Annotated in this window: 13 protein-coding genes; 6 read left to right on the top strand and 7 right to left on the bottom strand. The window is 71.2% G+C overall.

Annotated features, from left to right (window positions below):
* Nucleotides 1-240: transposase (locus MKK60_RS11390; RefSeq protein ID WP_409567389.1), on the bottom strand; the 240-nt coding region annotated here is incomplete at its 3' end.
* Nucleotides 241-408: 168 nt separating this feature from the next.
* On the opposite strand from MKK60_RS11390, the gene MKK60_RS11385 reads away from it, so the two are divergent.
* Both MKK60_RS11385 and MKK60_RS11380 read left to right on the top strand, forming a co-directional pair.
* Nucleotides 409-1,377 carry a TniQ family protein gene (locus MKK60_RS11385; protein ID WP_243985827.1) on the top strand — a complete coding sequence of 323 codons (969 nt, stop codon included), beginning with the start codon at nucleotides 409-411 and terminating at the stop codon, nucleotides 1,375-1,377.
* Between the two features lie 45 nt (nucleotides 1,378-1,422).
* Nucleotides 1,423-2,238, top strand: a complete 816-nt coding sequence (locus tag MKK60_RS11380) for a hypothetical protein (protein ID WP_243985825.1) — start codon at nucleotides 1,423-1,425, stop codon at nucleotides 2,236-2,238.
* A 374-nt stretch (nucleotides 2,239-2,612) separates the two neighbouring features.
* On the opposite strand, the gene MKK60_RS11375 is transcribed toward MKK60_RS11380, so the two are convergent.
* On the bottom strand, nucleotides 2,613-3,503 hold the full coding sequence (locus MKK60_RS11375; protein WP_243985823.1) for a LysR family transcriptional regulator: 891 nt from the start codon (nucleotides 3,501-3,503) through the stop codon (nucleotides 2,613-2,615).
* 108 nt (nucleotides 3,504-3,611) lie between these two features.
* Here MKK60_RS11375 and MKK60_RS11370 point away from each other — a divergent pair, with 108 nt between their 5' ends.
* Entirely contained in the window at nucleotides 3,612-4,496 is an 885-nt protein-coding gene (locus MKK60_RS11370) for an SDR family oxidoreductase (protein WP_243985821.1), read from the top strand.
* A gap of 9 nt (nucleotides 4,497-4,505) precedes the next feature.
* Here the strand turns inward: MKK60_RS11370 and MKK60_RS11365 are convergent, their stop codons facing one another.
* The 4 genes from MKK60_RS11365 to MKK60_RS11350 form a co-directional block, all read right to left on the bottom strand.
* Nucleotides 4,506-5,390 (bottom strand): MBL fold metallo-hydrolase, encoded by an 885-nt coding sequence (locus MKK60_RS11365; RefSeq protein ID WP_243985819.1) that lies wholly within the window; start codon nucleotides 5,388-5,390, stop codon nucleotides 4,506-4,508.
* 97 nt (nucleotides 5,391-5,487) lie between these two features.
* The gene (locus MKK60_RS11360; RefSeq protein WP_243985817.1) at nucleotides 5,488-6,093 is read right to left on the bottom strand and encodes a cyclase dehydrase; all 606 of its coding nucleotides are present in this window, start codon (nucleotides 6,091-6,093) and stop codon (nucleotides 5,488-5,490) included.
* Complete coding sequence (locus MKK60_RS11355; protein ID WP_243985808.1) at nucleotides 6,090-7,262, bottom strand: zinc-dependent alcohol dehydrogenase; 1,173 nt, start codon at nucleotides 7,260-7,262, stop codon at nucleotides 6,090-6,092. Before MKK60_RS11355 ends, MKK60_RS11360 begins: the two co-directional genes overlap by 4 nt.
* A gap of 439 nt (nucleotides 7,263-7,701) precedes the next feature.
* A complete protein-coding gene (locus tag MKK60_RS11350; protein ID WP_243985806.1) occupies nucleotides 7,702-9,798 on the bottom strand; it encodes an OPT family oligopeptide transporter in 2,097 nt (698 codons plus the stop codon).
* A gap of 394 nt (nucleotides 9,799-10,192) precedes the next feature.
* Here MKK60_RS11350 and MKK60_RS11345 point away from each other — a divergent pair, with 394 nt between their 5' ends.
* Genes MKK60_RS11345 through MKK60_RS11335 form a run of 3 tightly spaced genes read left to right on the top strand, consistent with a single transcriptional unit; the run spans nucleotide 10,193 to nucleotide 12,335 of the window.
* Nucleotides 10,193-10,453: a hypothetical protein gene (locus MKK60_RS11345; protein ID WP_243985799.1), complete on the top strand. Its 261-nt coding sequence runs from the start codon at nucleotides 10,193-10,195 to the stop codon at nucleotides 10,451-10,453.
* Nucleotides 10,450-11,400: a methyltransferase gene (locus MKK60_RS11340; RefSeq protein ID WP_243985796.1), complete on the top strand. Its 951-nt coding sequence runs from the start codon at nucleotides 10,450-10,452 to the stop codon at nucleotides 11,398-11,400. The genes MKK60_RS11345 and MKK60_RS11340 overlap by 4 nt, the downstream gene beginning before the upstream one ends.
* Nucleotides 11,397-12,335 (top strand): L-histidine N(alpha)-methyltransferase, encoded by a 939-nt coding sequence (locus tag MKK60_RS11335; protein WP_243985794.1) that lies wholly within the window; start codon nucleotides 11,397-11,399, stop codon nucleotides 12,333-12,335. Before MKK60_RS11340 ends, MKK60_RS11335 begins: the two co-directional genes overlap by 4 nt.
* Here MKK60_RS11335 and MKK60_RS11330 read toward each other — a convergent pair.
* Nucleotides 12,310-12,600 carry a hypothetical protein gene (locus MKK60_RS11330; RefSeq protein WP_243985792.1) on the bottom strand — a complete coding sequence of 97 codons (291 nt, stop codon included), beginning with the start codon at nucleotides 12,598-12,600 and terminating at the stop codon, nucleotides 12,310-12,312. The genes MKK60_RS11335 and MKK60_RS11330 overlap by 26 nt on opposite strands.
* Nucleotides 12,601-12,629 lie beyond the last annotated feature (29 nt).

Raw genomic sequence — 12,629 nt, 5'->3', positions numbered from 1 at the left:
CTTGTCCAGCGTCAAATCGGCGATGGCTTTTCGAAGCCAAGCATTCTCGCGCTCCAGACTCGTCCTCCGTCGGACTTGATGCGACTTCAGGCCGCCAAACTCCCGCCGGCACTGGTAGTACGTCACCGAGCTCAAGCCGCGCGCGCGGATCGCATCGGCCACGGCCTGGCCCTGTGACATCAGCGCGTCCGCCTGACGGAGCTTGGCGACGATCTCCTCGGGCCTCGGGTGCTTTGCCATCTCGTCCGGCCTCCAGGCTCAAAGGCCATACCAAAGGGCGGACCACTTCAATGGGGGCTGACCAGTCGATGTCTGGCGCATGATTGTGGTCCGCGACAAGAAGGAGGCCAGCGACGAGCGGACCAAGCCCTCGATCAAGGGGAAGGACAGGTGATGACGTCCCTTCGCATGACCGTCCCCTACATGCCCTGCGAGACCCCAACCAGTTTCGTGTCGCGACTCGCCGCGCGCAACGGCATCCCCCTGGCGGGCTCGTTCTGCGAGGACCAGGGTATGCTGTTCCGCCAGGTCATCGACGGCGAGCCGGCCGCGATCCAACGTCTCGCAGAGCTCGCCGGTGTCGATCCGAACCTGTTGTTCGCGTCAACCTTCCGCAAGATCGACGAAAACGTTCGGCTCCTGGGCACCGAACGCTTCGATCGACAGTGGATGTCCCGCGCGCGGCTACGGGTGTGCCCTGCCTGTCTTCTGCGGGATGCGGAGGGCTCGACACTGCCGCCGGATGCCGCGATGTACTGCCGGACCTGGTGGCAGATCTCGTTCATCCGGACCTGCCACCTCCACGGCACTCCCCTGGCGATCCTCCCCTCGGAGCAGAGGACGGTTCACGACTTCGCGGCTTCCGTTCGACCACACGCTTCGGATCTATCCCGGCTGGTCGACACCACCGCGCCGGTGGAGACGACGAGGCTGGAGGATTACCTGCTCCGGCGCATCATCGGTGATGGCGGTGGGATACCATTGCTGGATGGTCTCGCGACCGGCGTGGCCGCGCGCTTCTGCGAAGTACTGGGAACGGTCCGGCTGCATGGCCGCAGCCAGCGGTCGAGCAAGCTGGACGAGAGCCAGCTCAGGATCGCCGCCCAGTTCGGGTGCGACCTGGCGACGGCCGGTGAGGACGCGATCCGGACCTTCATCCTCGATCTCGTTCGCGGCGACGTCACGAGGTCGGCCAACGGAGGGCCGCAAGCCGCCCTCGGCAGCCTCCATGCCTGGTTCTCCGACAACCGGGACACGCAGGACATGGAACGGCTTCGCGGCCTGGTTCGAGATGCCGTCGCAGCATCCCTGCCCATCGGCTCGGGTAAGGTATGCCTGGGACAGTCGGTTGATGAACGACAGGTCCACTCGATCTGATCCGCATCACGCGAAACGGGCGTCCATCCCAAGCGGCTCCGCAAGTTGCTGCGGGAAGCCGGATTCATCGGCGACGAACATGCCGACCTTGCGGATAACCTCGTGATGTTTTCGGCGGAGGCCAGCGCCCCGTTCCTGGCCGAGCTCTGCGGGACCAAGGGGCTGACGAAGGTGTCCGCCTATATCAACGCCCCGCGTGTCCAGGCCCAACTCCTGTTCCGTGCCGGCTTCCTGCGCCCGGTGTACCCCAACGGCGGCTCGACGAAGCGGCTGCTCGCGTTCAACATGAAGGAGGTCGATGCGCTGATGTTGTCGCTCTCGGACGGTGCCGAGGTTCTCGATCGCGAGGTCGAGGGGGCATTCTCCATTCCACGCGCGGCGAAGAGGGTGCCATGCGGTGCGATGGACATCGTCAGCCTCATCCAGAACCATCGACTTCCGTGGGTCGGTCGTCGCTCGGACGAACTCGGTTACATGTCGATACGGGTCAGGCCAGAGCAAGTGCGGCCCGCCCTGTTTTCAGGCGTCGGGATCAGCGTGGATCAAGCAGCCCGGAAGCTGAACCTACATTATGCATCGGCGCGCAGGATCATTAGATTGGGACTGATCAACGAGATACCTGCAGAATGCCCTCAGTATTATCATGAACGATACAATGTTAGCTCAGAGTCTGTTGATAATTTTATAAAGAATTATATCGCTCTCAGCGAAATTCAAATTGCATCCGCTACGAAAAGAAATCCGGTGAAGTCCATTTTAAGGAGAAATCAAATTCATCCCGTTACGTCTTCATATGATGTAGGTAAGGTTTATTACAAAAGAGATGAAGTTGAAGCGCTGCTAAATTCGAAGCTTCGATAAGTTTTTCGATTACGAAAATGCCCTGGTTATGCCGGGGCATTTTTTTGCCTTGTGGTCCAATGTCTATAATTGCACTATCAACCCCCCCCCTTCACTGCAACCGCACTCTATTGAAGATCAGGTAAAAAGCCAAGCAATTTCAATGTTTTAGACGTCGGCTTGCAACCAAACTCACCTGCTCTCTACAGCAGGGGACGGAACGCGGGACGATCGTCCCTCGGGTCGGGGCGGATGCGGGGGAACCCGTGCCCGCCCCGTCTTCGTTTTCGGAAGCGCCCCCGTCCACGTGAGCCTCGGCGACGATCGACCGGGCACGGCGGCCCGCGCGCGGTGGCCGATTCCGACGCGAAGGGCGGCGACCCGGCGGATCGACCTCAATCGGCGATGTAGGCCGCGAGCTCGTCCGGCGTCCCGCCGGGAAACGCCTGCTTGAGGTGGTCCAGGAAGGCCGACACGCGCGTGCTGAGCAGCCGGCGCGTCGGGTACAGGGCCCAGAGCACGATCTCGGGCGCGTCGACGTCGCCCCAATCGACCAGCCGGCCGTCGCGCAGATCGTGGCTCACCAGCGAGATCGGCAGCCGGCCCGCCCCGACGCCCGCCCGCACCGCGTCGCGGACCATGATCAGCGTCGACAGGCGCAGGACCGGCTCGACCGCGATCGCGGCCGGGCCGCCCGGCAGCCTCACCCGCCACGCCGCGTGCGCGCCGCTCCCCCGCACCACGGCCGGAACCGCCGCGCCGCCGACGGGCCGGGCGAGGCCGGGGCTCGCCACGACCACCAGGCGGTCGCGCAGGAACGCGCGGCCGACGAGACTCGCGTCCGGAGCGGGGTCGACCCGGATCACCAGGTCGAAGCCCTCCTCGATCATGTCGACGGTGCGATCCTCCGTCGTCACCTCGAGCCGGATCTCCGGGTACTTCAGGGCGAAGCGCGCCGCGAGCTTGCCCATCGCCGATTGCGAGAACAGCAGCGGAGCGTTGATCCGCAGCCGGCCCCGCGGGCGCTGGCCGCCGGAGGCGATCGCCGCGGCGGTCTCGGTCAGCTCGACGAGCAGCGCGCCGGCCCGCTCGAACAGCGCCCGGCCCTCCTCCGTCAGCTTCAGGGCGCGCGCGCCGCGCTCGAACAGGCGCAAGCCGAGGCTGGCCTCCAGCTCCGCCACCCGCCGGGACAGCGTCGCCTTCGGCCGCCCGGCCGCGTGCGCCGCCCTGCCGAACCCGCCATGGCGGGCGACGAGGGTGAAATCCTCCAGGGCGAGCAGGTCCATGGCGTTCCACCCGTGAGACGGTCCGTCCAGATATAGCGCCTATTGGCTCGAAAGTGGATCGCACATCTTGGGGTCAGCCGAACGGCGCAACCCACAGGAGCGACTTCCATGACCATTCTCGTCACCGGTGCCACCGGCCGCGTCGGCCGCCACGTCGTCGAGCAGCTCGTCGCGCGGCAAGCCCGGGTGCGGGTGCTGACCCGCGATCTCGCCAAGGCCGAATTCCCCGCCGGGGTCGAGGTCGCGACGGGCGACCTTCTCGACATCGACGCGCTGCGCCGGGCCTTCGTCGGCGTGCGCACGCTGTTCCTGCTGAATGCGGTGACCGGCGACGAGTTCACCCAGGCGATCGTCACCCTCAACCTCGCGCGCGAGGCCGGCGTCGAGCGGGTCGTCTACCTGTCGGTGTTCGGGGCCGACCGCGCCGTTGAGGTGCCGCACTTCGCGGTGAAGTTCGGGGCCGAGCGCATGCTGCGGCAGATGGGCTTCGGCGCCACGATCCTGCGCCCGACCTACTTCATGGACAACGAGGCGATGATCCGGGACGTGATCGTGGACCACGCGGTCTACCCGATGCCGATCGGCGGCAAGGGCGTCGCCATGGTCGACGCGCGTGACATCGCCGAGATCGCCGCGATCGCGCTGATCCGCCGCGACGCGGCGCCGGGCCCGCTGCCGGTCGAGACCATCAACCTCGTCGGGCCGGACACGCTCACCGGCGCGGGCCTCGCCGCGATCTGGAGCGCGGTGCTCGGCCGCCCGGTCGCCTACGGCGGCGACGATCCGAGTGGGTTCGAGCAGGCCATGGCCGGCACCATGCCGCGGTGGATGGCCTACGAGATGCGCCTGATGGCCGAGCGCTTCGTCGGCGACGGCATGATCCCGGAGGCCGGCGACCGCGAGCGGCTGACCGCGATCCTGGGCCGCCCGCTGCACGCCTACCGCGACGCCGCCGCCGCCCTCGCCGGTCCGGCCGCGCGGGCCGCCGGCTGAGCGGCCGGCTCACGGCGCGCGATAGGCCGATCCGTCGCCGGCGGTCGCCGGGTGGTCGACGTAGCGGCCGTGCCGGGGCACCGCGACGGTCTCGAAGTCCCGCGCCAGGACGTCGAGGCCGCGGCGCATCTCCGCCCCTTCCAGGGCGCGGCCGTGGCCGGTGACGACGCGCTCGGGCTGCAGGGCGGCGAGGCTGCGGACCGAGGCGGCGGCGGCGGGCCAGTCGATCGTCAGGTACATCGGCGGCCCGTGGATCTCGAGCTCCTGGACCGCGACCGCGTAGATCGATTCCTGTGCCGTCGTCACGAAGGCGTCGCCGGCGATCAAGGACCGGTCGCCCGGGCGCCAGAGCGAGACGTGGCCGGGGCTGTGGCCGGGGGTGTGGATCCAGCGCCAGCCCGGCATCGGCGGCACCGTCCCGTCCTCCGGCAGGGTGACGAGGCGGCTGGCCACGTCGACCGGCTTCGTCGGGTAGAACGGCGACAGCAGCGCCAGCGCGCCGCCGCCGACATTCGGATCGGGCCGCGGGTAGGCGGCGCTGCCGTCGAGGTAGGGCCGCTCCAGCGCGTGGGCGTAGACGGGCGCGTCCCATTCCGCAGCCAGATCCTCCAGCACCCCGACATGGTCGAAATGCCCGTGGGTGAGGACGATGGCCGCCGGGCGGGCGCCCGGGCCGAAGCGTGCCTCGGCCGCGCCCTCGATCAGGCCCTTCGTGCCGGGAATGCCGGCATCGACCAGCACCCAGCCGCGATCCCCGGCGCCGGGCGTGCCGACGAAGACGACGTTGACCATCATCAGGCGGCGATAGGCGAGATCGCCGGCGAGCGTCCTTGTGCCGTCCTCGGCGGCCTTGCCCGCCTGCGCCTCCGGGTCGACCGAAACCTGTTGGACCATGGCCGCGCGTCCTTTCGATGGGGGGCGATGACCGCCTGCCTGCCGACGCGGATCCGATCGGGCACGCGTCTCGCCTACCGTATCATTTGCCGGCAAATCAGATATTTTCCGCTGGCAAGGTTCTTGGCATGCCGCGCGACCCGGAGGCGTCGCCGGACCAGGGCCGCAGGGCCTCGGGAGTTCGGAAATCGTGCGGGACCGCGAAGTCGGCCGCCGCCCCGCGCATGGCCTGCGGCGGACGGGGGAAGCCGCTGCGGCCGCCGTAGTCGAAGGCACCGGGCCGGGAGAGGCGCTTGGCGGCGATCAGCCCCTGGGCACAGACGACGTCGAGCACCGTCACGCCCGCCACCGCCGCCGTCGCGGCGACGCGGTTGGCCCTCTGCCCACGATCGCCCTCGAAGCCCTGGGCCAGGGTCGCGAGGTCGAGGGCGTCGCCGACGACGCGGCCCAGGATCCACGGCGCCGGATCGTGGCTCGTCAGGATGGCGACGCCGGTCGCGACCTCGCGCACGCCGTAGCTGCGCACCAGCGTCTCCCGGCCCTCGAGGCCGAGGGTCCGGCACAGGCCCCGCGCCGCCGCCGTCTCCAGCAGCCCGAGGCCGATCGAGAACCAGCCGAGGCCGCGCGCGAGCGCGTGGTGGCCGGTCCGCGCGCCGCGGCCGGGCGCCGGGCGCGTCGGGGGGGAGGGACGCGCGCCGCTCATGGCCGGATCACCACCTTGATGCAGCCGTCCTGCTTGTCGCGGAAGGTGCGGTACATCTCGGGGCCGTCCTCCAAGCCGACCGTGTGGGTGATGACGAAGGACGGGTCGATTTGCCCCTCCTCGATCCGGCGCAGCAGGTCGTCGGTCCAGCGCTTCACGTGCGTCTGCCCGGTGCGGACGGTCAGCCCCTTGTTCATCAGCGCGCCGATCGGGAACTTGTCGATCAGGCCGCCATAGACGCCCGGCACCGAGAGGATCCCGGCCGGCCGGCAGACCATGATCATCTGGCGCAGGACGTGGGCGCGGTCGGTCTCCAGCATCATCGCCTGCTTGGCCCGGTCGTAGACCGCGTCGACCGCGCCGAGCGCGTGCGCCTCGAGCCCGACGGCGTCGATGCACTTCTCCGGCCCGCGGCCGTCGGTCATGTCGTTGAGCCGGGCGACGATGTTCGATTCGGCGTGGTAGTCGAGCACCTCGGCGCCGCCGGCATGCGCCATCGCGAGACGCTCGGGCACCCGGTCGATCGCGATCACGCGCTTGGCCCCGAGCAGAATCGCGGAGCGGATCGCCATCTGCCCGACCGGCCCGCAGCCCCAGATCGCGACCGTGTCCTCCGGCTGGATGTCGCACTGGACCGCGCCCTGCCATCCCGTCGGGAAGATGTCGGACAGGAACAGCAGCCGCTCGTCGGGGATGCCGTCCGGCACCTTGATGTGGGTCGAGTCGGCGAACGGCACACGCAGGTACTCGGCCTGGCCGCCGGCATAGCCGCCGGTCAGGTGGGTGTAGCCGAACAGGCCCGCCGTGGTGTGGCCGAAGGCGGCGTCGCCGAGCGCCTTGTTGCGGTTGGTGCGCTCGCAGACCGAGAAGTTGCCGCGCCGGCATTGCGGGCACTGGCCGCAGGTGATCGTGAACGGGACGACGATCCGGTCGCCCACCTTCAGCGCGGTGTTGTCCTTCCCCACCGCGACCACCTCGCCCATGGTCTCGTGGCCCATGATGTCGCCCGCCTTCATGCCGGGCATGAAGTGGTCGTAGAGGTGCAGGTCGGAGCCGCAGATCGCGCAGCTCGTGACCTTGATGATCGCGTCGCGCCCGTCCTCGATCGTCGGATCGGGAACCGTGTCGCAGCGGATGTCGGTGGTGCCGTGCCAGACGAGGGCCTTCATGGTGCGAAGCTCCCGGCCGCTGCTCGGACGATGCGGCGCATACGGGAGCAACTGCGGTCCCCGGGGTTGGTTCTGTCGGGTTTCGGACCGAACCGGTCGGGCGGCCGGCGAGATACGGGCGGCGGGCCGACGTTTTCATGCCGGCTCCGGCGACCGAGGCGGACGGGCTTCGGATGCCGCGGCGACCTGGGCGGGTCACGCTTCCTCTCCGGGCTCGGACCTCATCCTGAGGCGCCGCGCGAGCGGCCTCGAAGGAGCCCTCACGGGATCTCGCGCGCTGGAGGGCTCCTTCGAGGCTTCCGCTGCGCGCAAGCACCTCAGGATGCGGATGCGGGTGGGATCGGGGATCGAACGGGGCCGCATGCCCTGCCGGGCAATGGCTGATCGGCCACCGGAAACCTGCTCTCCCAAAACACCGCCCGCACCGGCGCGGCCGTGCCTACGCCGCCGCTTCGTCCGGGTCCGCCCGCGCGGTGAGCCGGTAGAACACGGCGAGGCCGCACCCGAACACGGCCGCGCCGAGCCAGGTCGCGTAAGGGGCGAAACCCGGCCCGACGAGGGCGAGGGACGCGCTGCGCCCGGCCAGGGTGTCGGCGACGGCCAGGATCACGCCGACGAAGCTCTCGCCGACCAGGAATCCGGAGGCGAGGAGGACGCCGCGGCGGCGCGCGGCCTCGGTCGCCGCGCCGGCATCGTCCCCTTGCGCCGCGGCGCGTGCCCGGATCGTCCGCTCGGCGAGCCAGCCCAGGACGCCGCCGACCGCGATCGTCATCTCGACCGAGAGCGGCAGGTACATGCCGATGCCGACGGTGAGCGCGGGGAAGGTGAGGTCGCGCCGCCGCAGCCACGCCTCGACCGCGACCAGCACGGCCCCGAGCCCGGCGCCGATCAGCACCATCGTCCACGGCAGGGTGCCGTGGACGATGCCGCCGGCGATCTGCGAGGTCAGCGCCGCCTGGGGGGCGGGCATGGCGTTGGCCGCCTCCATGCCCTCGCGCGGCAGGGCGCCGACGAAGCCGTAGGCCTCGTAGAGCAGGGACAGCAGCGGCCCGATGACGGCGGCGCCGACCGCGACGCCGATCAGCAGCACCACCTGCTGGCGCCAGGGCGTGGCGTCGACGAGCTGGCCGGTCTTCAGGTCCTGCAGGTTGTCGTTGGCGATCGAGGCCATCGTGACGATGACCGCGGCCACGAGCAGCGCCATCGCGATGACGAAGCGGTCGCCCTCCGGTCCGGCGGAGCGGCCGACCAGCAGCGGCAGCAGCACCGCCGCGGCCATCGCGGTAAGGATGCCGATGCCGGAGATCGGGCTCGAGGACGAGCCGAGGAGGCCGGCCAGATAGCCGCAGGTGGCGGCCATCAGGAAGCCGAACAGCACCGCGAACACGGTCGCGGCCGCGACGAGCCCGTACAGCCCGCCGCCGAGCTCGGCGCCCGATGCGAAGCCGGCGAACAGCCACGCCAGCGGCAGGGTCAGCGCCAGCACCGCCGCGCCGACCCAGGTGATCGGCAGGTCGCGCTCGGCCCGCGGATGGTCCGGGCCGGGCAGCCGCGAGCCGCTGGTCCGGACCGAGGCCAGGGCGGTGGCGATGCTGCCGAGGATCGGGCGGGCGAGCGACCCGACGGTCCAGAGGCCCCCGACCGCGATGATGCCCGCCCCGATCAGGCGGACCTGCCCGGACCACACCGCCTCGGCCATCTCCGACGGCGAGGCGCCCTCCCCCTGCCCGAGCGCGGTCAGCAGCGGCACGGCGACGCCCCAGGCGATCGCGACGCCGGTGAGCAGCGCCAGGCACGCGCCGATCCCGACGAGGTAGCCGACGCCGACGAGCGCCAGGGAGAAGCCGGTGCCGAGGCGGAACACCGCGCTCCCCGCCGCGAGCGTCCCGTGCATCCCCTCGGCCAGCAGCCGGAACCCGGTGGTCGCGAGCCCGATCGCGCCCGCGCCGGCGGCCGCGCCGAGGAGATCGCGCAGGCCCTTCGCGCCGGCCTCGCCCTCGCCGGTGCGCAGCACCTCGGCGGCAGCGACGCCCTCCGGGTAGGGCAGGCCCGCGCGGGTGACGAGCGCGCGCCGGAGCGGGATCGAGAACGCGACGCCGAGCAGGCCGCCGAGGGCGCCCACCGCGCTGGTCTGCCAGAACGGGAAGCCGTGCCAATGCCCGATCAGCACCAGGCCGGGCAGGATCAGGATGACGTTGCACAGCGTGCCGGCGGCGGAGGCCTGCGTCTGCACGATGTTGTTCTCGAGGATGCTCGAGCCGCCGAGCAGCCGCAGGCAGCCCATCGAGATCATCGCCGCCGGGATCGAGGACGAGAACGTCATCCCGGTCTTCAGGCCCATGTAGACGTTGGCGGCGATGAACACGACCGTGATCGCGGCGCCGAGCGCGATCCCGCGCGGGGTGATCTCCCGCGCACGCGGCGCGCCCTTGCGTGAAGGCGGTGCATCCTGGCGTGCACGCGGGGCATCCTGGGCCTTCGTCACCTGGTTCGCCGCGTCCATCGTGCCCCCGGTCCCGGCCGTCCCGCGCGACATCGACGCGTCGTCCCGAGCGAAACCCGAGCGGCAGGGCGTTTTCTCCCGCCGCGACGCTTTGCCGTCGCGGCCCGGCATGGACGGGATCTGCATTCGCCGCGCCGGGCGCGGCCCACGACGATCCTCGCAAGGCTCGCCGCGCGACGGCCGTTCGCGTCGACCTCGGCTAGTCTGTCGATCGATGCGACGGGCCGAACCATAACCTGCGTTAAGCTTGATTTTTGTCGGCCGCGTCGCGGAACAAGGAATTCGAGCCGAGGTTTCCCCGGCAGGTCGGCGGGCTCGGGCCCGATGGGCGCTCCGCCCCGCCGCGCTTCGACACACACAGCCGGGCCTCGGACGGTCGCCGCGCGGGACGCGACGCGGCGCGCCCGAGCGATCGTGACAGGTGCGCATGGATTTCCCCACGGACGATGCCAGCCCCCCGCTGGCCGAGCGCTTCCGCGCCTTCCTTCAGACCCCATCCTTCCCTCGCGTCGGCGCCGAGCCCGCCCCGACGCGCGGGCCGATCCGGTCCGTCGTCGGCCGCGACCGGGCGCGCCCGGCGCCGTCTCAGGGCCTCCCGGCGATCCCCGGCCAGCCGGGCACGCCGTCGGAGGAGGGCTTCGCGGCGGCCCATGAGCGCCGGCGCCGCGCCGCGGAGCCGGCGCGATGACCGGCCGGCCCGACCCGAACCCCGCCCTGATCGCCCTGGTCGAGCGACTTCGCGCCCTCGGCTACAGCTTCACCACCGTGACGCCCGCCACCCATGCCCGCGTCAACGCCCGCCCGCAGGCGGCGCGGGCCCGCAATCTGCGCGACGTGTTCGGCTGGAGCCGCCCCTTCGCCGAGGACCTGCTGCCGGCCGACCTCTTCGCGGCGATGCGCGCGGCCGGCGTGCTGGTGCGGGACGGCGACGCCTGGCGCTCGGCGATCCGGGTGTCGAGCCTCGACGGCGAGCTGTTCGTCCATTCCGCCTATCCGCCGAGCACGACCGACGTGGTGTTCTTCGGCCCCGACACCGCCCGCTTCGTCGCCGCCGTGGTCGATCACCTCGCGCACCGTACCGCGCCGGTCCGCCGCGCGGTCGACATCGGCTGCGGATCGGGCGCGGCCGGCATCGCCATCGCCAAGCGCGCACCCGACGCCGAGATCGCGCTCGTCGACATCAACGACGCGGCGCTCGCGGCCGCCGCCACCAACAGCCGGCTCGCGGGCGTCCACGCCACGGTGCCGCGCCGCAGCGACCTCCTCGCGGACGTCGCGGGCGCCTTCGACCTCGTCGTCTCGAACCCGCCCTTCATGCTCGACCGCGCCGGGCGGACCTACCGCGACGGCGGCGGGACCTACGGCGAGGGCCTGTCGCTCGCCGTGGTCGAGGCCGCCCGCACCCGCCTCGCCCCCGGCGGCAGCCTGGTGCTGTTCACCGGCTCGGCGATCGTGGACGGCGCCGACCCGTTCCGGCGGGCCGCGACCGCCGCCTGCGAGGCCGCGGGGCTGGGCTGGACCTATCGCGAGCTCGACCCGGACGCCTACGGCGAGGAGCTCGACGCGCCGGCCTATGCCGAGGCGGAGCGCATCGCCCTCGTCGTGCTCACCGCGACCCGCGGGGCGCCGCGATGACGCCGGCGGACATCGCGGAGCGGGACGCGTTCCGGCGGGACGTGCTCGCCGGCCTGTCCGAGGTGCCGAAGCGCCTGCCGGGCAAATACCTGTGGGACGAGACCGGCTCGATCCTGTTCGACCGGATCTGCGACAGCCCCGACTACTATCCGACCCGGCGCGAGATGGCGCTGCTGCCCGCGATCGTGCCGGAGCTCGCCGCCCTCGTCGGAGCGGGCGCGACGATCGTCGAGTACGGCAGCGGCGCGAGCCGCAAGATCCGCACGCTGCTCGACGGCCTCGACCGGCCGCGCCGCTACGTGGCGATCGACATCTCGCGCGCCTACCTCGAGACCTCGGTCGGCACGCTGGCGCGGGACTATCCCGGCATCGCGATGATCCCGGTCGGCGCCGACTACGCCGCGCCGATCCGGCTTCCGGTCGACCTCGGCGGCGGGCCGGTGCTCGGGTTCTTCCCCGGCACCAGCATCGGCAACCTCGCGCCGGCCGAGGCGGAGGCCTTCCTGGCGCGGGCCCGCGACACGCTCGGGCCGAGCCATCTCCTGGTCGGCGCCGACCCGACGCAGGACGCGGACCGGCTGCGGCGGGTCTATGGCGGCTGCGACGGCCTGATGCCGGCCTTGCACCTGAACTACCTGACGCGCCTGAACCGGGAGCTCGGCGCCGGCATCGACCGCGACGCCTTCCGCCACGCGGTCCGCATCCTGCACGATCCGCTGCGGGTCGAGGCCCATCTCGCCGCCGACCGTGCCGACACCTGGCGCTTCGGGACGGACGCGATCCGGTTCGCGGCCGGCGAGAGCGTCCGCACCGACATCTCGCACAAGCATGCGCCGGAGGCGTTCCAGGCGATGGCGGCGCGGGCCGGCTGGACGCCGAAGCGCCTCTGGCTCGACCCGGAGGGCCTGTTCAGCCTGCACCTCCTGAGCCGCTGACGCGTGCCGCCCCGCCCTTCGCCGGATCGGGCATGGCAGGATCGGGCATGGCGGGCTCGAGCATGGCGGGATCGCGGGCGGGCCACGCGCCGGCTTCGCTGTCCGGCCGCGACCGGGCGATCATCGCCCGGACCTGCTCGACCACGGCGCGGGCCGCCGCCCGTTGCAGCCGCGCTTCCTCCCGCGCCGCGCGCGATCGCGCGATCACGTCCTGAGACTCGGCGATCACGGCATCCGCGGAATCGGGTTCGGGCACATCGCGCATGAGGCGGGTCTATTCGACCCGAAAAAATC

Source organism: Methylobacterium sp. J-092 (assembly GCF_022829325.1).
In the GTDB taxonomy this organism is placed as follows: Bacteria; Pseudomonadota; Alphaproteobacteria; order Rhizobiales; family Beijerinckiaceae; genus Methylobacterium.
The sequence above is the reverse complement of the archived record's forward strand: the minus strand, read 5'-3'. Positions and strand labels throughout refer to the sequence as shown.

Bases quoted from the DNA above. Each gene is read 5' to 3' on its own strand.
- MKK60_RS11385 (WP_243985827.1), top strand. From the start codon at position 409: ATGACCGTCCCCTACATGCCCTGCGAGACCCCAACCAGTTTCGTGTCG.
- MKK60_RS11375 (WP_243985823.1), bottom strand. From the start codon at position 3,503: ATGGACCTGCTCGCCCTGGAGGATTTCACCCTCGTCGCCCGCCATGGC.
- MKK60_RS11370 (WP_243985821.1), top strand. From the start codon at position 3,612: ATGACCATTCTCGTCACCGGTGCCACCGGCCGCGTCGGCCGCCACGTC.
- MKK60_RS11365 (WP_243985819.1), bottom strand. From the start codon at position 5,390: ATGGTCCAACAGGTTTCGGTCGACCCGGAGGCGCAGGCGGGCAAGGCC.
- MKK60_RS11360 (WP_243985817.1), bottom strand. From the start codon at position 6,093: ATGAGCGGCGCGCGTCCCTCCCCCCCGACGCGCCCGGCGCCCGGCCGC.
- MKK60_RS11355 (WP_243985808.1), bottom strand. From the start codon at position 7,262: ATGAAGGCCCTCGTCTGGCACGGCACCACCGACATCCGCTGCGACACG.
- MKK60_RS11350 (WP_243985806.1), bottom strand. From the start codon at position 9,798: ATGTCGCGCGGGACGGCCGGGACCGGGGGCACGATGGACGCGGCGAAC.
- MKK60_RS11345 (WP_243985799.1), top strand. From the start codon at position 10,193: ATGGATTTCCCCACGGACGATGCCAGCCCCCCGCTGGCCGAGCGCTTC.
- MKK60_RS11340 (WP_243985796.1), top strand. From the start codon at position 10,450: ATGACCGGCCGGCCCGACCCGAACCCCGCCCTGATCGCCCTGGTCGAG.
- MKK60_RS11335 (WP_243985794.1), top strand. From the start codon at position 11,397: ATGACGCCGGCGGACATCGCGGAGCGGGACGCGTTCCGGCGGGACGTG.
- MKK60_RS11330 (WP_243985792.1), bottom strand. From the start codon at position 12,600: ATGCGCGATGTGCCCGAACCCGATTCCGCGGATGCCGTGATCGCCGAG.